This is a genomic window from Pseudomonas sp. YY-1, from assembly GCF_002843095.1.
GTDB classification, from domain to species: Bacteria; Pseudomonadota; Gammaproteobacteria; order Pseudomonadales; family Pseudomonadaceae; genus Aquipseudomonas; species Aquipseudomonas sediminis_A.
Genome location: NZ_PJLX01000002.1, coordinates 406,241 through 431,055, shown reverse-complemented (window position 1 = coordinate 431,055; position 24,815 = coordinate 406,241). Strand labels below are relative to the sequence as shown.

Below are 24,815 nucleotides of genomic sequence, written 5' to 3'. Positions count from 1 at the left end.
CCACCATGAACTCCGTCGCCAATCACAACGTCGTCCATGAGTCCGAGGCCCAGCGCCAGCATGCTCGCGTCAAGCTGCCAGGACGCTTGCGCTTTACCAATGCCAAGGGCGAACGCATCGACGCACGCCTGCAGGATGTCTCTGCCGGCGGTTTCAGCTTCACCAACGAGAAGACCACACATAAGGTCGGTGATTTTCATCGCGGCCAGTTGCAGTTCCAGCTCGACAGCCTGGTGCTGGGGCTGGACGTGGAATTCCAGGTCAATGCCGTGCAGTCCGAGCAAAACCGCGTCGGCTGCCAGTTCCACAACATCGGTGCGCGTGAAGCTGCAGCCCTGCGCCACCTGATCAGCGCGCACCTGGCCGGTGAGCTGGTCAACGTCGGTGAGGTGCTGCACATCCTCCAGCGCGACAACTTCACCAAGGCGCGCAAGAGTGGCGCAGCCGGTGGCATGGGCATGTTCGGCCGCCTGCGCGCCGTGACTTTCAGCGGTGCGATCTTTCTCGTCGGCCTGGCCGCCTTCGGTTACATCGGCAAGTCGATCTACGGCCTGTACTTCGTCACCCACGCGCAATCGGCGCAGATCAGCCTGCCGGCGCTGCAGGTGACCATGCCACGCGAGGGCAGCGTGCAGAGCCTGGCGCAGCCCGATGGCATCGTCGAGAAAGGCGCACCGATCGCCACCTTCACCACCAGCATGCTGGAAATGCTCAAGGGCCACCTGGGCGACGATCAGCTCGAGCCGAGCCAGATCGAAGCGCTGTTCGCCCGCGAGATGCAGGGCACCCTGACCAGCCCGTGCAACTGCAAGATCTCCCGCCAACTGGTGGCCGACGGTCAGTTCGCCAGCAAGGGCGACGTGATCTTCGAACTGGTGCCGCAGGATGGCGTGGCAACCGTCGCCGCCAGCTTCCCTTATCGCCACCTGGAGCAGACACGCCCTGGTACCCCGGTGACCTTCAAGGTGGCCGGCGAAGACCAGTCGCGTCGCGGCGAGATCATCAGCAGCGCACTGCATGACGGCGGCCTGAGCTCAGACATCCGCGTGGTGATCCAGCCGGAAGAAACCCTGCCGGCCAGCCTCGCCGGGCAACCGGTGGACGTGGTCATCGACCGTGGTCCGTCCTTCGGCGGCCTGGTCGATCGCGCCGTCGCGGCAGGTCGCTAAGGAGATCGCCGTGAGCATGCCCCTTCTTCGCCCTGCCCTGCTCGGCCTCGCCGTCAGCGCCACGCTGGCCGGTTGCACCGGTCTGCCGGATGAGCGCCTGGCGCGCGAAGCTCTGCAGAGCGGCGACCAGCAGACGGCCGAATGGCATTTCCGCCAGCTCGCCGAAATGGGCTACAGCGACGCGCAGATCGGCCTGGCCGACATCTACGCCGCCAATGGCCAGACTCAGGATCTGGATGAGGCCGAGCGTATCTACCGTCAGGCCCTCGACGGCTCACCGCGCGCCAAGGCGCGCCTCGGCAAGCTGCTGGCGCGCAAGCCCGGCAGCAGCCTGGCCGAGCGCCAGGAGGCCGCCGAGCTGCTGGAGAGCGCAGCGCAGGCTCACGAGCCCAGTGCGCTGCTGCCGCTGACCGAACTCTACCTGTTCTACCCACAGGACTTCCCCGCCATGAACCTTGCGCAACGTATCCAAGACTGGCGCCAGCAGGGTCTGCCCCAGGCAGAACTGGCGCAGATTCTTCTGTACCGCACCGATGGCACCTACGACCAGCACCTGGGCGAGATCGAGCGTATCTGCCAGGCACGCCTGGCCAGCAACGACGCCTGCTACGCCGAGCTGGCCACCGTGTACCAGAAGCAGAACCGCGAAGACGACCGTCAGGCGCTGATCGAGCAACTGCTAGCGGGCTACCGCGCTGGCACTGTATCTCCCAACCAGGTCGACTCCGTGGCCCAGGTACTCAGCGACCCTGAGCTCGGCCAGCCGCAACCGCAGCAGGCACAGGATCTGCTCGAAGCCATCGCGCCGAGCTATCCCGCCGCCTGGGTCAGTCTCGCGCGTCTGCTCTACGACTATCCGGGTCAGGGCGATACCGAAACCCTGCTCGGTTATCTGGACAAGGGCCGTGCAGCGGCCCTGCCGCGCGCCGAGCTGCTGCTCGGACGCCTGTACTACGAAGGCAAGCTACTGCCGCAGGAGCCGAAGAAAGCCGAAGAACACCTGCGCAAGGCCGCGCCCAGCGAACCCAGCGCCAACTACTACCTGGGGCAGATCTACCTGCGCGGCTACCTCGGCGAGGTCTACGCCCAGCGGGCGCTCGACCACCTGCTCAGCGCTGCCCGTGCCGGCCAGCTCAGCGCCGACTTCGTCCTCGCGCAGATGTTCAGCCAGGGCCGTGGGGTCAAGCCCAACCCGGTCAACGCCTACGTATTCAGTCAACTGGCCCTGCCGCGCAACACGCCGCCGACCTTCGAGCTGGCGCATGAAGTGGCCGAGAGCCTGACCCCGGCACAACTGGCCGAGGGCCAACGCCTGCTGCGCGAGGAGCGTGATGCCCGCGGCATCGTCCTGCAGCAACAGGCCGCCCTGCAGGTCAGCCAGCCATGAACAAGGATGCACGCATGCAGCTAAACCGTATCGTCAGCCAATTGGGGCTGAGCGCCAGCCTGCTGGCAGCCAGCGCTGCCTGGGCGGCGGATGCGCCGAAGAATTTCGGCCTGGATGTGAAGATCACCGCGCAATCGGAAGACGACCGCGACCTCGGCACCCGCTCGGGTGGCGACGTCAACGGTATCGGTCTCGACCTGCGCCCCTGGGCCTACGGCGAGCGTGGCGACTGGAGCGCCTTCGCCATGGGCCAGGCGGTTACCGCCACCGACACCATCGAAACCGACCCGCTGCAGGACGACGGCGAAGGCAGCGAACAACGCAGCGACGCACGCCAGCCGGACAAGAGCTACCTGGCCATGCGCGAATTCTGGGTCGATTACGCCGGCCTCACCGCCTACCCGGGTGAACACCTGCGCGTCGGCCGTCAGCGTCTGCGCAGCAACGAAGGCACCTGGTGGGACACCAATATCGAAGCCGTCAATTGGCGCTTCGATACCACCCTGCTGCAAGCCACGGTCGGCGTTGCCGAGCGCTTCTCCGATTACCGCACCGACCTCGATGACCTGGCGCCCGAAGACGAAGATCGCCAGCACTTCTTCGCCGGCCTCGACTACCAGTGGACGCCCGGCCACCGCATCGGCGCCAAGCTGCACCACAGCCGCGACGACGGCCGCCTGGCCAATCCTGGCGAGCGTGTCGACGAACTGAGCAAACGCTACACCGGTGACCTGACCTGGTTCGGCCTGCACGCCGATGGCGGCTTCTTCGAGCGCAATTCGCGCAACCGCCTCAACTATTGGGCGCAGCTGACCTGGCTGCAGGGCGATACCGATCAGTTGCAGCAGGAAGTGGTCGGCAACGACCGCATCGCCAGCGGCTCGCGCAGCCAGGATGTCGACGCCTGGGCGATGGACCTGGGCCTGCGCTACAGCCTCGATGACAACTGGAAGATCGGCGCCGCCTATGCCCGTGGTAGCGGCGGTGGCGATGAAGGCAAGTCGCGCCAGTTCATGCAGACAGGCCTGCACAGCAACCGCGCCAACTTCACCGGCGTCGAATCGCGCCTGCACCGTTACGGCGAGGCCTTCCGCGGCGAACTGTCGAACCTGCAGGTGGCCAGTGCGTTCAGCTCCTGGCAGCTGGGCGAGGACTACGACGCCAGCGTCGTCTATCACCGTTTCTGGCGCGTCGATGGCGACCAGGACGTCGGCGACAGCGGTATCACTGCACCGCTGGTAGCGGGCGAGAAAGACATCGGCCAGGAAGTCGACCTGGTGCTGACCCGCTACTTCAAGCAGGGTCTGCTGCCGGCCACCGTCGCCGAACAACTGGATGATCGTTCGGCGCTGGTACGCCTGCGCGCCGGCGTGTTCCTGCCGGGCGACGCCTACGGCAGCGGCACCGATTCGGTGATGCACCGCGCCTTCGTCGACTTCATCTGGCGCTTCTGAGGGATCGGATCATGCAACCCAACGGCTTAGCCCTACCCCTGCTGCTCGGCGCGCTGTGCCTCACCGCGCCCCTGGCCCAGGCCAACCCGACACAGCACCAGTTCGACTACCGCGTGCGCAGCGCCCCGGCGGACGAACTGCATATGGAAGCGCCCAAACTGCCGGACCTGTCCGGCTACACCAAGGAGGCCGTGCTGGCCAAGATTCCGCGTGAACAACGCGGTCAGGTGGTGGTGCGGCGCATGCTGCGCCAGGACGCGCTGAAGGATTTCACCGGTGGCAACGAGCGCCTGCGCGAGTGGATCAAACGCCAGCAGGGCATGCCCCAGGCGATCTTCATCGAAGGTGGCCTGGTCACCGCTCAGGATCTGGCCAAGGCGCTGCCTGACAGCCAGTTCGCCGAGCAGGAGCCGGGCGTGTACATCGCTCGCCTGCCCATCGTCGTCGCCGAGGGCGCGACGCTGCATGTGGGCAAGGAAACCCGCGAGCTGCGCCTGTCGCAGGAGCGCGGTTCGTTCCTGGTCAACGATGGCCAGATGTTCCTCACCGACACCCGCGTCACCGCCTGGCGCGAGGCCGACAACGGCCCGGCGACCATGCGCGACAACGGCAAGGAGTTCCGCCCGTTTCTGGTGTCCTGGGGCGGCAGCGAGCTGTATATCGCCAGCAGCGTGCTGACCAGCCTGGGCTACGACAATTCCAAGTCCTACGGCGTGTCGATCACCCAGTACACACCGAGCATGCACGAGCGCCTGCAACGCGAGGAGCCGACCGGCTGGCTGATCGATTCCGAGTTCGTCGACCACTGGTACGGCTTCTACTGCTACGAAGCGCAGAACGTGGTGATCAAGGGCAACACCTACCGCGACAACATCGTCTACGGCATCGACCCGCACGACCGCTCGCACGGCCTGATCATCGCCGAGAACACCGTGTTCGGTACCAAGAAGAAGCACGGCATCATCATCTCGCGCGAGGTCAACGACAGCTGGATCATCAACAACGAAAGCTACGACAACAAGCTCTCCGGCATCGTTATCGACCGTAGCAGCGAGCACAACCTGATCGCCTACAACCGCGTGCACGGCAACCATGCCGACGGCATCACCCTGTACGAAAGCGGCGACAACCTGCTGTGGGGCAACCAGGTGCTGCGCAACCAGCGCCATGGCATCCGCATCCGCAACAGCGAGAACATTCGTCTGTACGACAACCTCTCGGCGATGAACCAGCTGACCGGCGTGTACGGCCACATCAAGGACCTGTCCGACACCGACCGCGACCTGGACCTCGATCCGTTCGATACCAAGATCTCGATGATCATCGTCGGCGGCACTTTGGCCGGTAACGGCTCCAGCCCGATCAACATCGACTCGCCGCTGTCGGTCGAGCTGTACCGCGTGAAGATGCTTGCCCCGCGCAAGAGCAGCGGCATCCAGCTCGCCGGCATCCTCGGCGAAAAACAGGACGAAATCCTCGACCTCATGGTGCGCCAGCGCCTACCCGTGCTGATCGATCCGATCGAGCCCGAGAAACTGACCAATTGATGAGGCCAACGATGATCCCATCACCCTTCAAGTCCCTTTCCCTGGCCGTGGCCTGTGCCCTGGCCAGCACCGCCCTGCAGGCGCAAGAGCGCCAGGCGCCGCAGTACCAGGTCGAAGACTGCTGTTCGCTGTGCCCGGCTGCGCACGACGCCAGCCGCTACACCACCAACTACATGAAGAACTTCGTCACCCTGCTCGATGCCGAGGAAGGCTGGCTGTTTCGCAGCGTCGAAGACCTGCGCACCGAGTTCGGCACCAGTGAAGTCGGCTACCAGCGCCTCAAGGAGCTGCGTGACGGCCTCAAACAACGCGGCGTGGAGCTGGTGGTGGTCTACCAACCGACCCGCGGCCTGGTCAATCGCAACAAGCTGTCGCCCGCCGACTACCAGCGCTTCGACTACGACAAGGCGCTGCGCAACTACCGCCAGGCGCTGAGCCGCTTCGAGCAACTGGGTATCTGGGTGCCGGACCTGACCCCGCTGACCGACGAAAACAGCGACAAGGAGTTCTACTTCCGCCGCGACCAGCACTGGACGCCCTATGGCGCCGAGCGCACCGCACGCCTGGTGGCCGAGACGGTCAAGCGCATCCCCGGTTTCGAAGATATTCCGCAGAAGGAATTCGTTACCGAACGCATCGGCCTGATGGGCAAGACCGGCACCATGCAGAACGTCGCCAGCCAGCTGTGCGGCACCGGCTACGCGGTGCAATACGTCGATCAGTTCATCACCGAACCTAAGGACGCCAGCGATGGCGACGCGCTGTTCGGCGACGAGAGCAGCCCGAAGGTCACCCTGGTCGGCACCAGCCACAGCGGCAAGAACTACAACTTCGGCGGTTTTCTCGAAGAGTACCTGGGCACCGACGTGCTCAACGCAGCCTTCCCGGGTGGCGGCCTGGAAGGCGCGATGCTCGAGTACCTGGCCAGCGATGCCTTCCAGAACGACCCACCGCAGGTTCTGATCTGGGAATTTTCTCCGCTCTACGACCTGGCTTCCGACCGCATCCACCGCCAGCTGATGGCCAGCCTGAGCAATGGTTGCAGCGGCCAGACCGAGGTGCTCGCCAGCGAGAAGCGCCTGCATCCGGGCAGCAACGAAATCCTCGTCAATGGTGAGAACAAGCTGCTGACCCTGGCCGGCAATCGCCACCAGCTCGACCTGCGCTTCAGCGACCCTGCGGTCAAGCGCGTCGACGCCACCATCTGGTACCTCAACGGCCGCCGCGAACAGCTCAAGCTGGAGAAACCCAACACCGTCGATACCGACGGGCGTTTCACCGTCGAGTTGCGCGACGAGCCGGGCTGGGGTGAACAGAACTTCTTCGCCCTGGAAATCCAGAAGCCCGAAGACAGCGCCGACGACCTGAAAGTCCAGGCCAGCCTGTGCCAGCGCCCGAGCGGCGCCAGCCAGCAAGTCGCGCGGCACGATTGAGGAGGCCACCATGCCCATACGACTCGCTCCCTTGACCCTGATGGCCGTGCTGCTCAGCGGCCCGGCCTTTGCCGAACTGCAACCGCCAGCGGGCTACTACGCCGCCGTCGGCCAGCGCGACGGCAAGGCACCCGCCTGCCCGGCGGTGCCGCAGCCGTATACCGGTGAGCTGCAGTTCACCAGCAAGTACGAGGGTTCCGACAAGGCGCGCGCCACACTCAACCGCCAGGCGGAGAAGAACTTCCGCGAGCAAACCGAGGGCATCGTACGCCTGGAGAAGGAGGGCGGACGGATGATCACCAGCTACATGCGCACCGGTCAGCCGGAGCGCCTGGAATGCGCCATCGAATGGCTCGACCAGTGGGCCAGTGCCGATGCGCTGGAGTCCGAGCAGTTCAACCACACCGGCAAGTCGATGCGCAAATGGGCGCTCGGCAGCCTGGCCGGCGCCTGGCTGCGCCTGAAGTTTTCCGAGTCGCAGCCACTGGCCGCCTACCCGCAGCAGAGCGCACGCATCGAGGCCTGGTTCACCCGCCTGGCCGAACACACGGTACGCGAGTGGAGCGACCTGCCGCTGCGCAAGATCAACAACCACAGTTACTGGGCTGCCTGGTCGGTGATGGCAGTGGCGGTCATCGATGATCGCCGCGACCTGTTCGACTGGTCCGTCAGTCAATTCCGCATCGCTGCCAATCAGGTCGATGACGAAGGCTACCTGGCCAACGAGATGCGCCGTAGCCAGCGCGCCCTGGCCTACCACAACTACGCCCTGCCGCCGCTGGCGATGATCGCCGCGTTCGCCGAGGCCAATGAAGTCGACCTGCGCGGCGAGAACCATGGCGCCCTGCAGCGCCTGGCCGAACGCGTACTGCAAGGTGCGCGCGACCCGGCTGCGTTCGCCCAGCGCACCGGCTCCAAGCAGGACATGAGCGAGCTGCGCAAGGACTTCAAGTACGCCTGGCTGGCGCCCTACTGCAGCCTCTACGCCTGCAGTGAAGAGACCCGCGAACTGAACCAGGAAATGGGGCCGTTCAACAGTTTCCGCCTCGGTGGTGAGGTGACCCAGGTATTCGGCGGGGGCGGCTAACCCTCTCCCCCGGCCCCTCTCCCGCAAGCGGGCGAGGGGAGAAAGCTACACACCGTTCAAGCTCCCTCTCCCATTCATGGGAGAGGGTTGGGGAGAGGGCAAGAACCACTCCCTGCGCCCAGTAAGCAGGGCAAACACAAACCCTCCGCTCGCGGGGGGAAAGGGGGGCGCTGCCCCGGCTGTTCACGGAGAAGCACGGATGGTCTTTTCATCCAACGTCTTTTTGTTCCTGTTTCTGCCGATCTTTCTCGGCCTGTACTACCTGTGCCCGAATCGCGGGCGCAACCTGCTGATCCTGATTGGCAGCTACGTCTTCTATGCCTGGTGGCGGGTGGATTTCCTCCTGCTGTTCGCTGCGGTAACGCTGTGGAACTACATCTTCGGCCTGCGCATCCAGGCGCATGCCGGCACAGAGGCGGCGCGCCGCTGGGTGGTCGCAGGTGTGGTCGGCAACCTGGCCACGCTGGGCTACTTCAAGTACGCCAACTTCGGTGTGGCCAATATCAACGCCGTGCTCGAATCGATGGGGATGGAACCCTTCGTCCTCACTGCGGTGATCCTGCCGATCGGTATCTCCTTCTACATCTTCCAGTCGATCAGCTACCTGATTGACGTGTACCGCCGCGATACCGAGCCAACGCGCAACCTGATCAACTTCGCGGCCTTCATTGCCCTGTTCCCGCAACTGATCGCCGGCCCCGTGCTGCGCTACAAGGACCTGGCCGACCAGTTCACCGACCGTACCCACAGCCTCGACAAGTTCAGCGAAGGCGCCACGCGCTTCATGCAGGGCTTCGTCAAGAAGGTATTCATCGCCGACAGCCTGGCGCCGCTGGTGGACCACTGCTTCGCCCTGGAAAACCCCAGCACCGGTGATGCCTGGCTGGGCATGATCGCCTACACCGCGCAGCTCTACTTCGACTTCTCCGGCTATAGCGACATGGCCATCGGCCTGGGCCTGATGATGGGCTTTCGCTTCATGGAGAACTTCAACCAACCCTATATCAGCCAGTCGATCACCGAGTTCTGGCGGCGCTGGCACATCAGCCTGTCCACCTGGCTGCGTGACTACCTGTACGTACCGCTGGGCGGCAACCGTCACGGCACGTTCAACACCTACCGCAACCTGTTCCTGACCATGCTGCTGGGCGGCTTCTGGCACGGCGCCAACTGGACCTTCCTGATCTGGGGCGCCTGGCACGGCATGTGGCTGGCCATCGAACGCGCCCTCGGCGTGAAAGCCGCACCGATTGTGTTCAACCCACTGAAATGGGCCTTCACCCTGCTGCTGGTGATGCTCGGCTGGGTGATCTTCCGCGCCGAGAACCTGGAAGTGGCCGGGCGCATGTATGCCGCGCTGTTCAGCTTTGCTGACTGGCAATTGAGCGAGCTGACCCTGGCGCGCATCACCGGGCTGCAGATGGTCACGCTGGTGCTGGCGTGGGTAGTGATAGCCGTCAACGGCGCCCGCCAGTTCCTCGCCAGCCGCAACCATGAGCCGGGCCTGACCCTGGCCAGCGCCGGCATCGCCCTGCAAGCCATCGACCTGCGCCTGGTGGCCCTGCGTGGCGCCCTGCTGCTGTTGTTCTGCGTCTCGCTGCTCAAGCTCTCGGCGCAGAGCTACTCCCCCTTCCTCTACTTCCAGTTCTGAGCGGAGGCCGACAATGAATCGCCCCATCAAGACCCTATATGTCGCGCTGTTCGCCTTGCTACTGTTGCCGGTCAGTCTGTTCGCCCTGACCCGGCTCGCCGACTACCACATGCCGGCGCAGCCAAGCGTGCTCGACGGCGGCCTGGCCAAGAGCATCGAGCGTCACTACGACGAAAACTTCCCGCTCAAGCAAGCCGGCATCAACCTCTGGGCCGCCGTGGAATACCTGGCATTCGGCGAAGGCCGCAGTGGCCTGGTGATCGGCGAAGACGGCTGGCTGTATTCGGACGAAGAGTTCGATCCAGTGGTCGACGGTCAGCGTCAACTGCGCGACAACCTGGCACTGATCCGTGGCGTACAGCGCCAGCTGGAAGAACGCGATATCCAGCTGATTCTGGCCATCGTCCCGGCCAAGACCCGTCTGTACCCGGAGCACACCGGCAACCATCGCCCCAGCGCTCTGCAGCGCAGCCTGTACCCGCGTTTTCACCGCGCGGTGCGCAACGCCGGGATCGCCGCGCCGGACCTGCTCGCACCGCTGCAGGCAGCCAAAGCCGACGCCCCGGTGTTCCTGCGCACCGACACCCACTGGACACCGGAAGGCGCCGACGTCACTGCCAAGGCGCTGAGCGAGGTGGTGCACAGCGCCATGCAACTGCGTGGCGAGCCGCAGCAGTTCGTCACCGAGACCGTGGAAACCCGAACGCACGAGGGCGACCTGACTCGCTTTCTGCCGCTGGCACCGCTGTTCGAAAACCTGATGCCGCAGGCCGACCGTCTGCAGCAGCGCGAGACTCAAGCCGCCGAAAGCAGTAGCGACGACCTGTTCGGCGACAGCGACCTGCCGGTGACGCTGGTCGGCACCAGCTACAGCGCCAACCCGGCCTGGAACTTCGCAGGTGCCTTGCGTGAACACCTGCAGCGCGACCTGGCCAACCACGCAGAGGAAGGCGGCGGCCCGCTGGTACCGATGCTCAAGTACCTGCAAAGCGACGAGCTCGAGGACCACCCGCCACAGCTGGTGATCTGGGAATTCCCCGAGCGTTATTTGCCGATGGCCAGCGACTTCACCGATTTCGACCCGCAATGGCTCGCCGCACTCAAAGACGGCGGCGAGCGCCAGGGGCTGGCTGCCGCCAGTCACTGATTCATCCCCCAAGGAGGACTATCCGATGACAACTCAAACCACCCTACGCCGCTTCACCCTGGGCGCCTGCGCCCTGGCTCTGGGCCTTGGCATGTTCCAGGCACAAGCCGATGACGGCGCCCTTTACGGGCCCAAGGCACCGAAAGGCTCAGCCTTCGTCCGCGCCTACAACGCCAGCAGCGCCGAGCTCGATGTCAGCGTCGGTCAGACCCAGCTCAAGCAGGTCGCACCACTGGGCTCGAGCGACTTCAAGTTCCTCCCGGCCGGCAGCTATCAGGCCCAGGTCGGTAACGCGCAGATGGCAGTAGATCTGGAGGCCGCGCGTTACTACACCCTGGTCAGCCAAACCGGCGCCGAACCGCGCCTGGTCGAGGAGCCGCCCTTCACCAGTCGGCAGAAAGCCCTGCTGCGCGTACAGAACCTGACTGACAGCACCCTGAGCGTGAAGACCGCCGACGGCAAGACTGCCGTGGTCGCCGACGTCAAACCCGACGGCCGCGGTGACCGCGAGATCAACCCAGTCAAGGTTGGCCTGGCGCTGTTCGACGGCGAGCGCAAGGTCGCCGACCTGAAACCGGTCACCCTCGGGCGCGGCGAAGTCGTCAGCCTGTTCGTTACTGGCGGTCAGGGCAAGTTGTCGCCGGTATGGGTCAAGCGCCCCATCGACGGTTAAGGAGACTCTGAAATAGCCGTCATTCCCGCGCAGGCGGGACAGCGGCTTCATCGCTGAACAGCGCTTGCGCTGGCCCGAAGGGGAATCATCCAGAACCTGCGTAGTCCCTGGGCTCCCGCCTTCGCGGGAGTGACGATAAATAGCTTTTTCAGAATTTTCTCAAGGCAGCGAGTTTTTTTAGAACAAGGAAAACGGCGGGTACACGTCGCACCGACACGACACGGGCAAACCACTTGATCAATCGCTCAGGAGAGACACAACCATGACCCCCATCATCCTTTCCGGTGGCAGCGGCTCGCGACTCTGGCCTCTTTCGCGCAAGCTCTATCCCAAGCAGTTCCTCGCCCTGACCGGTGAGCAGACACTGTTCCAGCAGACCCTGCAGCGCCTTTCCATCGAGGGCATGCAGCCACCCGTGCTGGTGGCCAATCAGGAGCACCGCTTCATCGTCCTCGAGCAGCTGGAGCAGATCGACCTGCAGGCACAAATGCTCCTGCTCGAACCCTTCGGCCGCAACACGGCACCGGCTGTGGCCATGGCGGCCCTGCAACTGATCGCCGAAGGCCGTGACGAGCTGATGCTGGTGCTCCCAGCCGACCATGTGCTGGACGATCAGCAAGCCTTCCGCCAGGCCCTGGCGCTGGCAACCGTGGCCGCCGAGAAAGGCGAGATGGTGCTGTTCGGCGTGCCGGCCGACCGTCCGGAAACCGGCTACGGCTACATCCGCGGCCAGGCCGACGGCACCCTGCCCGACGGCGTGGCGCGCGTCGCCAACTTCGTCGAGAAACCCGACGCCCAGCGCGCCACCGAGTACGTGAAGAGCGGCGATTACTACTGGAACAGCGGCATGTTCCTGTTCCGCGCCAGCCGCTTCCTCGAAGAGCTCAAGCACCATGATGTGGACATCTACGACACCTGCCTGCTGGCGCTGGAACGCAGCCAGCGCGACGGCACGCAGATCGCCATCGACCCAGCTACCTTCGCCTGCTGTCCGGACAACTCCATCGACTACGCGGTGATGGAGAAGACCAGCCGCGCCTGCGTGGTGCCGCTGGCCGCTGGCTGGAACGATGTCGGCAGCTGGTCGTCGATCTGGGAAGTACACGACAAGGACGACGCCGGTAACGTGACCAAGGGCGACGTGGTGATCGAGGACAGCCGCAACTGCCTGATCCATGGCAATGGCAAGCTGGTCTCGGTGCTCGGCCTGGACGACATCGTCGTGGTGGAAACCAAGGACGCCATGATGGTCGCGCACAAGGACCGCGTGCAGGATGTCAAGAAACTGGTTGGCAAGCTTGACGAGCAGGGTCGCTGCGAGACCCAGAACCACTGCGAGGTCTACCGCCCTTGGGGCTCGTACGACTCGGTGGACATGGGCGGCCGCTTCCAGGTCAAGCACATTACCGTCAAACCGGGCGCGCAGCTGTCGCTGCAGATGCACCACCACCGTGCCGAGCACTGGATCGTGGTGTCCGGTACCGCCAAGGTGACCTGCGACGATAAAGAGTTCCTGCTCACCGAGAACCAGTCCACCTACATCCCGATGACCTCGGTACACCGCCTGTCCAACCCGGGCAAGATCCCGCTGGAGATCATCGAGGTGCAGTCCGGCACCTACCTCGGTGAGGACGATATCGAGCGCCTGGAAGATGTATACGGTCGCAGCGATGCAGTAGCCGTCGGCGCCGCACACTGAGCTGTTCGTAGCCCGGATGCAATCCGGGTCGATATCGGCCCCGAATTGCATCCGGGCTACATCCTTGTTCATCCGCGGCATACGCAGTGAGCTCCCCTCTCCCATTCATGGGAGAGGGGTTGGGGGAGAGGGCAGAAGACCCCCACGTCACTCGTGGCTATCTCTTCCCCGCCCCCTTTCCCTCACTGTCACACCCTGCGACAGCCCACGCGGTTACCCTGACAAAGCACCTTGTGTAGGATGAACGCAGACTTCGCAAAAAGGCTGCCCTCATGCTGTTCGGTGTCGTACTCGTCATCACCTGGCTGATCCTGCTGATTCGCTATCCAACCAAGGCCCTGCCTGTGTCCATGGCCGCGCTGGTCGGTCTCGGCCTGGTGGCCACCTGGGTGCTCTGGCAGGAAAGTCAGGACGAGCGCTACCTCGCCCATCTCGAATTGCGCCTGAGCTACGACCCGCAGCGCTGCCCCGCCGATCGCCCGCTGGCCATCGACCTGAAGAACGGCAGCGATGCCGCCCTGCTGGAGCTGCGCTGGGAAGTCGCCGCCTACCGCCCAGGCAACGCCACCAACCTGGCCCAGCGCCTTTACGAGTCGCCACGCTACAGCGGCCCCGGCGAGCTGCTGCCGGACGCCAGCTGGAGCGACTGCATGCCCCTGCCCGACCTGCGCAGCGGCTATCGTCCGGCTACGCTGGAGTTTCGCGCCGAGCGCCTGCAAGGCAAATTCATTCGATAACCTGTAGGAGCGAGCTCTGCTCGCGAAGCTTGCGGCGTCATACGCGTTCGCGAGCAGAGCTCGCTCCTACAATGCTCAACATCCATCGCCAGGGAATCTCCGCCATGCCCCACCCAGCGCGTAGGGCGGACTCAGGAGCCTAGGCGAACAGTCCGCCATCACCTCAAGCCAAGCCTGCTAAGCTGCAGCCCCATTCGCGTCTCAGGGAGTCCCGCGCATGCCTCAACCCAGCGTTCTCATCACTGGTTGTTCCAGCGGCATCGGCCGCGCCCTGGCCGACGCCTTCAAGGCGGCTGGCTACGCGGTGTGGGCCACGGCACGCAAGGACGGTGACCTTGCGGCGCTCGAGCAGGCGGGGTTCCACGCAGTGCAACTCGACGTCAACGATGGCGACGCGCTGCAGCAACTAGCCACACGTCTGAGCGAGGAAATCGGCGGCCTCGATGTACTGATCAACAACGCTGGTTATGGCGCCATGGGCCCGCTGCTCGACGGCGGCGTCGAAGCCATGCAGCGCCAGTTTGAAACCAACGTGTTCTCCATCGTTGGCGTCACCCGGGCGTTTTTCCCGCTGCTGCGCCGTAGCCGCGGCCTGGTAGTCAATATCGGCAGCGTGTCCTCGGTACTGGTAACGCCTTTCGCCGGGGCCTACTGCGCCTCCAAGGCCGCAGTGCACGCCCTGAGCGATGCCCTGCGCATGGAGCTGGCGCCCTTCTCCATCGAAGTGATGGAAGTGCAGCCAGGCGCCATCGCCTCCAGCTTCGGCGCTAACGCCAGCCAGCAGGCCGAGGCGCTGATCCGCGAGGATTCGCCCTGGTGGCCGCTACGCGACGGCATCCGCGCCCGCGCCAAGGCCTCGCAGGACAACCCAACCCCGGCCAACGAGTTTGCCGCGCACCTGCTGGCCGCCGTGCAGCGCGACACACGCCCACGCCTGTTGCGCCTGGGCAATGGCAGTCGCGCCCTGCCGCTGCTCGCCACACTGGTGCCCAAGGCGCTGCTGGAACGGGTTCTGCGCAAACGCTTCGGCCTGGCGCAGCAGCTGTGAGCCAGGGCCTACCCGTGCGCCACTACGCCGTTGCAGGGGTGATCGCCGCCGTGCTGCTGAACCTGCTGCTACGTACCTTCGTACGTCTGGGCGGTGTGTTCACCACCCTGCTGATCGCCGCCGCCATCGCCGCCGGCCTGGCATTGGTATTTCACTGGCGGACCGGGCGCGCACCGAGCAACGCCGAGCGCTGGCGTTTCACCCTGCTCTATGGTGGCGCGCTTGGGCTGCTCTATCTCGGCTTGCTGGGCATGATGTACCTGCAGGACACGCCCAGCCCCATGGGCCTGTTTCTGTTCAGCCTGCACTACCTCTGCTACCCGGTGCTGGCCTGGCTGGCGTTTTCGCCACGTTATGGCCGCTGATTCCGCCAGGAAACCATCTGCATGCTGCATACCCTTGCCGTCGCCAACTACCGCTCGATCAACAGCCTGATCCTGCCGCTGGGCCAGCTCAACCTGATCACCGGCGCCAACGGCAGCGGCAAGTCCAACCTCTACCGCGCCCTGCGCCTGCTGGCGGAAACCGCACAAGGTGGCGTGGTCAACGCGCTGGCGCGCGAAGGTGGGCTGGAGTCGAGTTTCTGGGCCGGGCCGGAGAAGATTTCCCGGCGCATGCGTAGCGGTGAGGTGCCCGTACAGGGCGGCCCACGGCAGAACGTGATGCGTCTACGTCTAGGGTTTGCCGGAGAGGATTTCGGCTATGCCATCGCCCTTGGTCTACCCGAGCCAAGCACTTCGGCCTTCGCCCTCGACCCGGAGATCAAGCGTGAGTGCATCTGGGCCGGCCCCAGCTATCGCCCCGCTTCGCTGCTGGTGGATCGCGCCGGGCCCATGGTACGCATGCGTGAAGGACGCAGCTGGCAGGTATTGGCCCAGCACGTGCCGAACTACGACAGCCTGTTCGACCAGATCGGCAACGACCCGAATTGCCCGGAAGTCTTCCAGCTACGCGAAACCATCCGCCGCTGGCGCTTCTACGATCACTTTCGCAGCGATGCCGAGGCGCCCGCGCGTCAACCGCAACTGGGCACGCGTACGCCAGTGCTGCACCACGACGGCCGTGACCTGGCCGCCGCCCTGCAGACCATCCGCGAGATAGGCGACCGCGCGGCACTGGACGCCGCCATCGACGATGCCTTTCCCGGCAGCCGTCTGCATATCGATTTTCAAGCGGGCGGGCGCTTCGCCGTGGAATTGCGTCAGGAAGGTTTGCTGCGACCGTTGAGCGCCGCAGAACTGTCCGACGGCACATTGCGCTACCTGCTGCTGGTCGCCGCCCTGCTCACGCCACGACCGCCTTCATTGATGGTGCTCAACGAGCCGGAAACCAGCCTGCACCCGGATCTTTTGCCGGCACTCGGTCGCCTGATCATCGCTGCCTCGAAGCAGACCCAGGTGTGGGTCGTCTCCCACGCCAGCCGCCTGATCGCCACGCTGAAAGAAAGCCCCGACTGCAACACCCTGGAGCTGGACAAACAGCTCGGCCAGACCTGCATTCGCGGCCAGGGCATGCTCGACGAGCCACCCTGGCATTGGCCGGATTAAGACGTCCGTAAGATTCGCCGCGCGCACCGGCGTCTAATCGCCATCAGCTACGGTCCAGCAAAGCGCGGTGCGCACAGCGCACCCTACGTGTTCTCACAGCCCGTCGAGATAGCGCTCGACATCCAGCGCGGCCATGCAGCCGGCACCGGCCGAAGTGATCGCCTGGCGATAGACCGAGTCGGCCACATCACCAGCGGCAAACACACCGGGAATGCTGGTCGCGGTGGCATTGCCCTCGCGACCGCCATTGACCACCAGATAGCCATCCTTCAGCGCCAGCTGGCCTTCGAACAGGCTGGTATTAGGCGTATGACCGATGGCGACGAACAGCCCTTCGACACTCAGCTCGCGGTAGGCGCCGCCATATTGTTTCAAACGCACGCCGGTAACGCCGCTAGTATCACCCAGCACTTCGTCCACCTCGGCATTGAGCTGCAGCTCGATCTTGCCCTCGGCAATACGCGCATGCAGCTTGTCCTGCAGGATCTTCTCAGCACGGAAGGTCTCGCGGCGATGGACCAGCGTGACCTTGCTGGCGATGTTGGCCAGGTACAGCGCCTCTTCCACCGCCGTATTGCCGCCGCCGACCACTGCCACCTCACGGCCGCGATAGAAGAAGCCGTCGCAGGTCGCGCACGCCGAAACACCGCGGCCCATGAACGCCTCCTCACTGGGCAGCCCCAGGTAACGTGCGCTGGCACCGGTAGCGATGATCAGCGCGTCGCAGCTGTAGGTGCCACTGTCGCCAACCAGGGTGAACGGCTTGCCGGCCAGATCCACGGCGTTGATATGGTCGAAAACGATCTCGGTTTCGAAGCGCTCGGCATGCTCTTGCATACGCTGCATCAGCGCCGGGCCGGTCAGGCCGTGCGGGTCGCCCGGCCAGTTGTCCACTTCGGTGGTGGTGGTCAGTTGGCCGCCGGCCTGGATACCGGTGATCAGCAGCGGCTTCAGATTGGCGCGCGCGGCATACACCGCCGCACTGTAACCGGCAGGGCCAGAACCCAGGATGATGACGCGGGCATGACGAACGGCGGACATCGCTAACTCCTCGCAGGCCCACAGGGCCGGCAGGCCAGAATAAAAAGGGACTCTCGAAGCACTAGGGGAAGGCTTGGAAGAATGAGAGCCCCGCAAAAGCGAAACTGTGCGCAAGGCTATCCAGGCCGCCGGGCCAGCGGAAATATCCATTACCAATTCCGCGAATAGAATCCGACTATGGCTGCAAGGCGCCTCTCTGAACTTTCGCCTCGGCGGCGAAGTCGGTATGGTCGCGCGCATCAACCACTCAGGAGACAGCCATGCCCGCCGCTCCCGTCCTGTCCGGCCCGCAATACCTGCGAGAAGGCCTGAGGCTGGTACTCAGCCCCAGCCTGCGCCTTTTCGTGCTGCTGCCGCTGGCGGTCAATCTGATTCTGTTCGTCACCATGATCAGCTTTGCCGTGCAGCAGTTCAGCGGTTGGGTCGACACCTTCATGCCCACCCTGCCGAGCTGGCTGAGCTTTCTGCAGTACATCCTCTGGCCGCTATTCGTGGTGCTGGTACTGCTGATGGTGTTCTTTACCTTCACCCTGCTGGCCAACATCATCGCCGCGCCCTTCAACGGTTTTCTTGCGGAGAAGGTCGAGGTGGTGGCGCGTGGCGAGGATCACTTCCCACCGTTCAGCTGGGCCGAGCTGGCGGCCATGGTGCCGCGCACCATGGGCCGCGAGATGCGCAAGCTGGGTTACTTTCTGCCACGCGCCATAGGTCTGCTGATCCTCAGCTTCATCCCGGTGGTTAACCTGGTCGCCGCGCCACTGTGGTTGCTGTTCGGCGTGTGGATGATGGCCGTGCAGTACATCGACTACCCGGCGGACAACAACAAGATGAGCTGGCAGGACATGCTCGCCTGGCTGCGCGAGAAGCGCTGGCAGAGCCTGAGCTTCGGCGGTATCACCTACGCCGCCCTGCTGGTGCCGGGGCTGAACATCCTGATGATGCCGGCCGCCGTGGCCGGTGCCACGCTGTTCTGGGTGCGCGAGCGCAGCTAACCGTCCATCACAAAAGCGCAAACAAACCGTCACAGTCATTACATGACACAGGCAGAGACTGCGTATATGAACGCACCGTCTCTACATATCGCGCTGATCAGCGAAACCTTCCCGCCGGAAATCAACGGCGTGGCCAACACCCTCGGTCGCCTGGTCGACGGCCTGCGTGGCCGTGGCCACCGCGTGCAACTGATACGGCCGCGCCAGGACATCGACCACACGCAGGACGCCGACGGTGACCTGCTGCTGACCCGCGGCTGGCCGCTACCCGGCTACCCCGGCCTGCAATGGGGCCAGTCGTCGCTGCACAAGCTGCTCAGGCGCTGGCAGCGGCAACGCCCGGACGTGCTTTACATCGCCACCGAAGGCCCGCTGGGCCTGTCCGCTTTGCGCGCGGCCAGACGCTTGGCGATCCCAGTCGTAAGTGGTTTTCACACCAACTTCCAGCAGTACACCGGGCACTACGGCATCGGCCTGCTGACCCGGGCCATGACCAACTACCTGCGCTGGTTTCACAACCGCACGCAACTGACGCTGGTGCCGAGCATTGGCCAGAAGGTCGACCTCGAACGCCGCGACTTCGAACGCCTGGCCCTGCTCGCCCGCGGTGTCGACAGCCAGCTGTTCCATCCGCGCCGGCGCAGCGACGCCCTGCGCGAAAGCTGGGGCCTGGGGCCGGATGATCTGGCCGTGCTGCATGTCGGACGCCTGGCTGCAGAGAAGAATCTCGGCTTGCTGGTCAAGGCCTTCAAAGCCTTGCGGCAGGCTCATCCACAACGCCGTATGCGCCTGATTCTGGTGGGGGACGGACCACTGCGCGCCAGCCTGCAGGCGCAGCTCCCGCAGGCGCTTTTCTGCGGTCTGCAGCGCGGTGAAACGCTGGCCGAGCACTACGCGTCAGGTGACCTGTTTCTGTTTCCCAGCCTGTCGGAAACCTTCGGCAACGTGGTGCTGGAGGCCCTGGCCTCGAGCCTCGGCGTGGTGGCGTTCGACCAGGCAGCGGCCGCCCAACATATCCATCACGGCCACAACGGCCTGCTCGCCCGTCCCGGTGACGAGGCAGGCTTCTGCGAAGCCGCCTGTGAATTACTGGGTGATGCGGAGGTACTGCGGCATATCCGCCTCAACGCCCGCAGACATGCCAGCCATCTGAGCTGGGACGGCATCGTCGCGCTGTTCGAACAGCACCTGCGCAGTGCCATGCAACCTCAGATCAGCGTTGAAGCAGCGCTTGCCGGTAGGGCGGGTGAAACCCGCCATTGAGACAATCTGGCGGGTTGCACCCGCCCTACGTGATCACATCCACTCAAGACACGCAGGCGTAAAAAAGCCCCGATGTGCCGGGGCTGAAAACGGGGCGTCGGATCGCGACGCCCGATAGAAACGGACTCAGACCAGCGTGGTCAGCGCATCGCGGCTGAACGGCAGGATGTCCTGCTCGCGGCCCTCACGCACCTTCAGCGCCCAGTCCGGGTCGACCAGCAACGCGCGGCCCACGGCGACCAGATCGAACTCCTCCTTGTTCAGGCGCTCGAGCAGGTTTTCCAGGCTGGCCGGCTCGGCCACCTTGTCGGTCTTGACCATGAACTGCAGGAACTCGCCATCCAGACCGACGCTACCGACGGTGATGGTCGGCTTGCCGGTGAGCTTGCGCGTCCAGCCCGCCAGGTTGAGGTCGCTGCCTTCGAACTCCGGCTCCCAGAAGCGGCGGGTCGAGCAATGGAAGATATCCACGCCAGCGTCGGACAGCGGTTTGAGGAAGGCCTCCAGCTGCTCCGGGGTCTGCACCAGGCGCGCGGTGTAATCCTGCTGCTTCCACTGCGAGTAACGCAGGATGATCGGGAAGTCCGGGCCGACTGCGGCGCGCACAGCCTGGATCAGCTCGATGGCGAAACGCGAACGCGCTGCCAGGTCGCCACCGTACTGGTCAGTGCGCTGGTTGCTGCCTTCCCAGAAGAATTGGTCGATCAGGTAACCGTGGGCGCCGTGGATCTCCACGCCGTCCATGCCGATGGCCTTGGCATCGCGCGCAGCCTGGGCGAAGGCAGCGATCACCTCATCGATATCGGCCTGGGTCATACCGTGTACGACCACCTGGCCGTCCTTGACCTTCTCCATCGGGCCAAAGCCAGGAACGCTGGCATCCGGCTCGGTGCCCAGCTTGCGCACGTTACCCACGTGCCAGAGCTGCGGGACGATCTTGCCGCCTTCGGCATGCACCGCGTCGACCACCTGCTTCCAGCCAGCCAGGGCGTCTTCGCCGTAGAAACGCGGCACGTTCGGGTAGCCGTTGGCCGCCTTGTGGCCGACCGTGGTGCCCTCGGTGACGATCAGGCCCACACCCGCGGCAGCGCGGCGACGGTAGTACTCGACGACTTTGGCGTTGGGCACGCCACCGGGCGAGAAGGAGCGGGTCATCGGCGCCATGACCACACGGGTCGGCAGCTCCAGGTTACCGAGGCGGAACGGGGCGAACAGGGCTTGAACGGGTGCGTTCATCATCTTTCCTCTGGGGTCGAACGGTAATCAGGCCTGCAGCAAACGCTCCAGGCGGGTGACGAAAGCTTCCAGCGGCTGCAGGTTGCGGCCCACCTTGTGGCGAGCCAACACGCCCTGCCAGGCGTCGCTGATGAAGGTGGCGAGGTTGCCGCAGTCCTCGTCGGCCGGCAGTTCACCGGCGGCCTGCGCCTGCTCCAGGCAGTCGCGCAGGATCTCCACCGACGCCTGCTGGATGGCCGCGACCTCGGCACCGATCGCCGGCAGCATCTCGCTCATCTCGAAACTCAGGCTGCCGATGAAGCAGTGGTACTGCGGCGTCTCCTGCCTGGCGAAATGCGCCAGCAGGTCGCGGTAGTAAGCGAGGATGCGCGCACGCGGGCTCAGCGCCGGATCATTCAGCGCCTGGGCATAACGCGCCAGGCGCGGCCGATAGATGAAGGCCAGCGCCTGCAGGGCGAAGTCTTCCTTGCTGGCGAAGTAGTGATAGAAGCTGCCCTTGGGAATCCCGGCCGCCTGGACGATCTCCAGAACACCGGTGCCGTGGTAGCCGCGACGCGTCATCACCGCCGAGCCCTTGCTCAGGATCAGGTCGCGCTTGTCGAGTCGAATGCTGTTCATGGCGCCGAGCATATGACCGGTCGTCTCGCTCGCGACAGCACTATTGATATTGGTGATTAAGGATTAAAAACACAAGACGAATGCCCACGACAGAACAGGTAGGAGCGAGCTCTGCTCGCGAAGCCTTTGGGTTACAGGGTTCGCGAGCAGAGCTCGCTCCTACAGATCAGGGCTGCAGCCAGATCAGCGAAGCGAAACGCCCAGTGCGAGCGCTGCGGCGGTAGGAATAGAAGCGCGGGTCGTTGTAGGTGCACAACCCGCCACCGCTGACGGCAGTCACACCGATAGCAGCCAGGCGAATACGCGCCAGCTGGTAGATATCAGCCATGAATTTGCCGGCGTTGGCACCAGGCACGAATGCATTGGCAGCCTCGGCATGCTGTTGCACGAAGGCCTCACGCACTTCAGCCCCCACCTCGAACGCAGCCGGGCCGATGGCCGGGCCGAGCCAGACCAGCAGCTCCTGCGGTGCAACGTTCAGCGCCTTGACGGTCGCCTCCAGCACACCACCGGCCAGCCCACGCCAACCGGCATGGGCTGCTGCCACACGGGTACCGGCGCGGTCGCAGAACAACGCTGGCAGGCAATCGGCGGTCATCGCTGTGCAGGCGATACCCGGCGTGGCCGTCCAGTTGCCATCGGCTTCGATGACTGTCGCCGGGTCGGCCTCGGCCACCACGATGCCATGCACCTGGCGCAACCAGGCTGGCTGGCAACCCAGGGCATCAACCAGATGCTGACGATTGCTCGCTACCGCAATCGGGTCGTCCTCGACATGATCGCCCAGATTGAAGGTATCGAACGGCGCGGCGCTGACACCGCCACTGCGCGTGGTGACGCAAGCACGTACATTGGCTGGCGCAGGCCAGTCGGGCGTCAGCCAATCGTGGGCACTCACCCGACGAACGCCTCGCGATCCTGACGCAACAGGGTCAACAGCCACACCAGATCATCCGGCAGCGCCGACTCCCACTTCATGCGTTTGCCGGTAGCCGGGTGATCCAGCTCGAGGAAACGCGCATGCAGGGCCTGACGCGGAAACTCCTTGAGACTCTGCACCAGAGTCGGGCTGGCAGCTGGCGGAATGCGGAAACGGCCGGCGTAGACAGGGTCGCCCACCAGCGGATAGCCAACGTGGGTCATGTGTACGCGAATCTGGTGGGTACGCCCGGTTTCCAGCTTGACCCGTACATGGGTGTGCGAGCGGTAGCGCTCGAGCACGCGGTAGTGACTGATCGCTGGCTTGCCGCCATCGGTCACCGCCATGCGCTGACGCTGGCTGGAGCTGCGGCCAATCGGCGCATCGATGGTGCCGCCAGCAGTGATCACACCGATGCTGATGCACTCATAGATGCGGCTGACAGAGCGCTTCTGCAGTTGCTCGACCAGATTGGTCTGCGCCTGCAGGGTCTTGGCCACCACCATCAGGCCAGTGGTGTCCTTGTCCAGACGGTGGACGATACCGGCACGCGGCACGTTGATGATGTCCGGCACATGGTGCAGCAGCGCATTGAGCAGGGTGCCGTCGGCATGTCCGGCTGCCGGATGCACCACCAGGCCTGCGGGCTTGTCGATGACCAGCAGATGTTCGTCTTCATAGACGATGTTCAGTTCGATGTCCTGCGCGATCCACTCGCCCTGCGCTTCCTGCTCGGCATCGAGCACCAGCGTCGAGCCGGCATGTACGGTATCGCGAGGGCGCGCCACGGCGCCATCGACGGTCAGGCGACCTTCCTTGATCCAGGTGGAAAGGCGCGAACGGGAGAACTCGCCAAACAGCTGCGCAGCCACTTGGTCGAGGCGTTGACCGCCCTGTTCAAAGGGGACAACGGCCTGGAGTTGAATCAGCTGCTTGTTTATAGAAGTCATCTTCGGCAACGGCGGGAGCCTGGCCTTTGGTTTCGGCGACAGGCTTGTGGTTAAATACGGCGTCTTTGCCCCAGGGGTTTCCGGGGGCGCTCATCATAACAGGACGGCCGCGCGGCCGTCACAGGGACGCAAGCCGCCATGCAAGTGAAACACCTGCTGCTGATCGCCATCCTCGCCCTTACCGCCGCCTGCTCTTCCAAGCAGCCGGAGGTCGATGAAAACCTCAGCGAGGTGGAGCTGTACCAGCAGGCCCAGGCCGACCTGGACAACCGCAGCTACACCCAGGCCATCGCCAAACTGAAGGCGCTGGAGTCGCGCTATCCGTTCGGGCGCTACGCCGAGCAGGCGCAGCTGGAACTGATCTACGCCTACTACAAGAATGCCGAGCCGGAAGCCGCCAAGTCCTCCGCCGAGCGCTTCATCCGCCTGCACCCGCAGCACGCCAACGTCGACTACGCCTACTACCTCAAGGGCCTGGCCTCGTTCGACCAGGACCGCGGCCTGCTGGCTCGCTTCCTGCCGCTGGACATGACCAAGCGCGACCCGGGCGCCGCACGCGACTCCTACAACGAGTTCGCGCAGCTCACCAGCCGTTACCCGACCAGCCGTTACGCCCCGGATGCCAAACAGCGCATGATCTACCTGCGCAACCTGCTGGCCGCCTATGAGATCCACGTAGCCCACTACTACCTGACCCGTCAGGCCTACGTCGCTGCCGGCAACCGTGGCCGCTATGTGGTGGAAAACTTCCAGGAAACCCCGTCGGTCGGCGATGGCCTGGCGATCATGACCGAAGCGTATCAGCGTCTGTCCCTGGACGACCTGGCTGCCACCAGCCTGGAAACCCTCAAGCTCAACTACCCTGACCACCCGAGCCTGGAAAGCGGCCAGTTCGTCCCGCTCGAAGAAGAAGCCGACAACCGCTCCTGGCTGGCCAAGGCCACCCTGGGCCTGATCGAAACCGACACGCCGCTGCCGCCGGGTGAAACCCGCGCCAGCCAAGACGTGATCCGTCAATACGAAGACGCCGCACAGCAGATTCCGCGCGAACTGCAGCAAGATGCCAAGACCGGCGAAACCGCCAAGAAGCGTTCGATCTGGAGCTACCTGACCTTCGGTCTGTTCGACTGATCGATGCACGACAGAACAAGGGAGGCCTCGGCCTCCCTTTTTTGTGCCTGCGGATTTCATCCAGGCTCAGTGCCGCCGCTCTGACT

General features: G+C 64.5%; 22 protein-coding genes. 17 read left to right on the top strand and 5 right to left on the bottom strand.

Annotated features, from left to right (window positions below; all coding sequences use genetic code 11):
- The first annotated feature begins 5 nt into the window (after nucleotides 1–5).
- From CXP40_RS04725 to CXP40_RS04660, 14 genes are all read left to right on the top strand, one after another.
- A complete protein-coding gene (locus CXP40_RS04725) occupies nucleotides 6–1,169 on the top strand; it encodes an alginate biosynthesis protein Alg44 (protein ID WP_106732832.1) in 1,164 nt (387 codons plus the stop codon).
- Between the two features lie 10 nt (nucleotides 1,170–1,179).
- On the top strand, nucleotides 1,180–2,556 hold the full coding sequence (gene algK / locus CXP40_RS04720; protein ID WP_106732831.1) for an alginate biosynthesis TPR repeat lipoprotein AlgK: 1,377 nt from the start codon (nucleotides 1,180–1,182) through the stop codon (nucleotides 2,554–2,556).
- A 14-nt stretch (nucleotides 2,557–2,570) separates the two neighbouring features.
- Nucleotides 2,571–4,010, top strand: a complete 1,440-nt coding sequence (locus CXP40_RS04715; RefSeq protein ID WP_106732903.1) for an alginate export family protein — start codon at nucleotides 2,571–2,573, stop codon at nucleotides 4,008–4,010.
- 11 nt (nucleotides 4,011–4,021) lie between these two features.
- Complete coding sequence (algG, locus tag CXP40_RS04710) at nucleotides 4,022–5,557, top strand: mannuronan 5-epimerase AlgG (RefSeq protein ID WP_106732830.1); 1,536 nt, start codon at nucleotides 4,022–4,024, stop codon at nucleotides 5,555–5,557.
- Between the two features lie 11 nt (nucleotides 5,558–5,568).
- Complete coding sequence (locus tag CXP40_RS04705; RefSeq protein ID WP_106732829.1) at nucleotides 5,569–6,990, top strand: alginate O-acetyltransferase; 1,422 nt, start codon at nucleotides 5,569–5,571, stop codon at nucleotides 6,988–6,990.
- A 10-nt stretch (nucleotides 6,991–7,000) separates the two neighbouring features.
- Nucleotides 7,001–8,077, top strand: a complete 1,077-nt coding sequence (locus tag CXP40_RS04700; RefSeq protein ID WP_106732828.1) for a mannuronate-specific alginate lyase — start codon at nucleotides 7,001–7,003, stop codon at nucleotides 8,075–8,077.
- Nucleotides 8,078–8,276: 199 nt separating this feature from the next.
- Nucleotides 8,277–9,728 carry an MBOAT family protein gene (locus tag CXP40_RS04695; protein WP_106732827.1) on the top strand — a complete coding sequence of 484 codons (1,452 nt, stop codon included), beginning with the start codon at nucleotides 8,277–8,279 and terminating at the stop codon, nucleotides 9,726–9,728.
- A 13-nt stretch (nucleotides 9,729–9,741) separates the two neighbouring features.
- Nucleotides 9,742–10,875, top strand: a complete 1,134-nt coding sequence (locus tag CXP40_RS04690; RefSeq protein ID WP_106732826.1) for an alginate O-acetyltransferase — start codon at nucleotides 9,742–9,744, stop codon at nucleotides 10,873–10,875.
- A 25-nt stretch (nucleotides 10,876–10,900) separates the two neighbouring features.
- Nucleotides 10,901–11,548, top strand: a complete 648-nt coding sequence (locus tag CXP40_RS04685) for an alginate O-acetyltransferase AlgF (protein ID WP_106732825.1) — start codon at nucleotides 10,901–10,903, stop codon at nucleotides 11,546–11,548.
- 262 nt (nucleotides 11,549–11,810) lie between these two features.
- Nucleotides 11,811–13,247 carry a mannose-1-phosphate guanylyltransferase/mannose-6-phosphate isomerase gene (locus CXP40_RS04680; protein ID WP_106732824.1) on the top strand — a complete coding sequence of 479 codons (1,437 nt, stop codon included), beginning with the start codon at nucleotides 11,811–11,813 and terminating at the stop codon, nucleotides 13,245–13,247.
- 272 nt (nucleotides 13,248–13,519) lie between these two features.
- On the top strand, nucleotides 13,520–13,984 hold the full coding sequence (locus CXP40_RS04675) for a multidrug transporter (RefSeq protein ID WP_106732823.1): 465 nt from the start codon (nucleotides 13,520–13,522) through the stop codon (nucleotides 13,982–13,984).
- Between the two features lie 217 nt (nucleotides 13,985–14,201).
- Nucleotides 14,202–15,032 (top strand): SDR family oxidoreductase, encoded by an 831-nt coding sequence (locus tag CXP40_RS04670; RefSeq protein WP_106732822.1) that lies wholly within the window; start codon nucleotides 14,202–14,204, stop codon nucleotides 15,030–15,032.
- Nucleotides 15,029–15,397 carry a hypothetical protein gene (locus CXP40_RS04665; RefSeq protein ID WP_106732821.1) on the top strand — a complete coding sequence of 123 codons (369 nt, stop codon included), beginning with the start codon at nucleotides 15,029–15,031 and terminating at the stop codon, nucleotides 15,395–15,397. The genes CXP40_RS04670 and CXP40_RS04665 overlap by 4 nt, the downstream gene beginning before the upstream one ends.
- A 21-nt stretch (nucleotides 15,398–15,418) precedes the next feature.
- Complete coding sequence (locus CXP40_RS04660) at nucleotides 15,419–16,579, top strand: AAA family ATPase (RefSeq protein WP_106732820.1); 1,161 nt, start codon at nucleotides 15,419–15,421, stop codon at nucleotides 16,577–16,579.
- 93 nt (nucleotides 16,580–16,672) lie between these two features.
- On the opposite strand, the gene trxB is transcribed toward CXP40_RS04660, so the two are convergent.
- A complete protein-coding gene (gene trxB / locus CXP40_RS04655) occupies nucleotides 16,673–17,620 on the bottom strand; it encodes a thioredoxin-disulfide reductase (RefSeq protein ID WP_106732819.1) in 948 nt (315 codons plus the stop codon).
- Nucleotides 17,621–17,880: 260 nt separating this feature from the next.
- On the opposite strand from trxB, the gene cysZ reads away from it, so the two are divergent.
- Complete coding sequence (gene cysZ / locus CXP40_RS04650; protein WP_106732818.1) at nucleotides 17,881–18,612, top strand: sulfate transporter CysZ; 732 nt, start codon at nucleotides 17,881–17,883, stop codon at nucleotides 18,610–18,612.
- A gap of 66 nt (nucleotides 18,613–18,678) precedes the next feature.
- On the top strand, nucleotides 18,679–19,875 hold the full coding sequence (locus CXP40_RS04645; protein WP_106732817.1) for a glycosyltransferase family 1 protein: 1,197 nt from the start codon (nucleotides 18,679–18,681) through the stop codon (nucleotides 19,873–19,875).
- Nucleotides 19,876–20,001: 126 nt separating this feature from the next.
- On the opposite strand, the gene CXP40_RS04640 is transcribed toward CXP40_RS04645, so the two are convergent.
- The 4 genes from CXP40_RS04640 to rluD form a co-directional block, all read right to left on the bottom strand.
- Nucleotides 20,002–21,111 carry an NADH:flavin oxidoreductase gene (locus CXP40_RS04640; protein ID WP_106732816.1) on the bottom strand — a complete coding sequence of 370 codons (1,110 nt, stop codon included), beginning with the start codon at nucleotides 21,109–21,111 and terminating at the stop codon, nucleotides 20,002–20,004.
- A gap of 27 nt (nucleotides 21,112–21,138) precedes the next feature.
- A complete protein-coding gene (locus CXP40_RS04635; RefSeq protein ID WP_256579236.1) occupies nucleotides 21,139–21,729 on the bottom strand; it encodes a TetR/AcrR family transcriptional regulator in 591 nt (196 codons plus the stop codon).
- 166 nt (nucleotides 21,730–21,895) lie between these two features.
- Nucleotides 21,896–22,627, bottom strand: coding sequence for a peptidoglycan editing factor PgeF (gene pgeF, locus CXP40_RS04630; RefSeq protein WP_106732814.1), 732 nt, complete (start codon nucleotides 22,625–22,627; stop codon nucleotides 21,896–21,898).
- On the bottom strand, nucleotides 22,624–23,598 hold the full coding sequence (gene rluD / locus CXP40_RS04625; protein WP_106732813.1) for a 23S rRNA pseudouridine(1911/1915/1917) synthase RluD: 975 nt from the start codon (nucleotides 23,596–23,598) through the stop codon (nucleotides 22,624–22,626). Before rluD ends, pgeF begins: the two co-directional genes overlap by 4 nt.
- Nucleotides 23,599–23,736: 138 nt before the next feature.
- Here rluD and CXP40_RS04620 point away from each other — a divergent pair, with 138 nt between their 5' ends.
- Nucleotides 23,737–24,729, top strand: a complete 993-nt coding sequence (locus tag CXP40_RS04620; protein WP_106732812.1) for an outer membrane protein assembly factor BamD — start codon at nucleotides 23,737–23,739, stop codon at nucleotides 24,727–24,729.
- Nucleotides 24,730–24,815 lie beyond the last annotated feature (86 nt).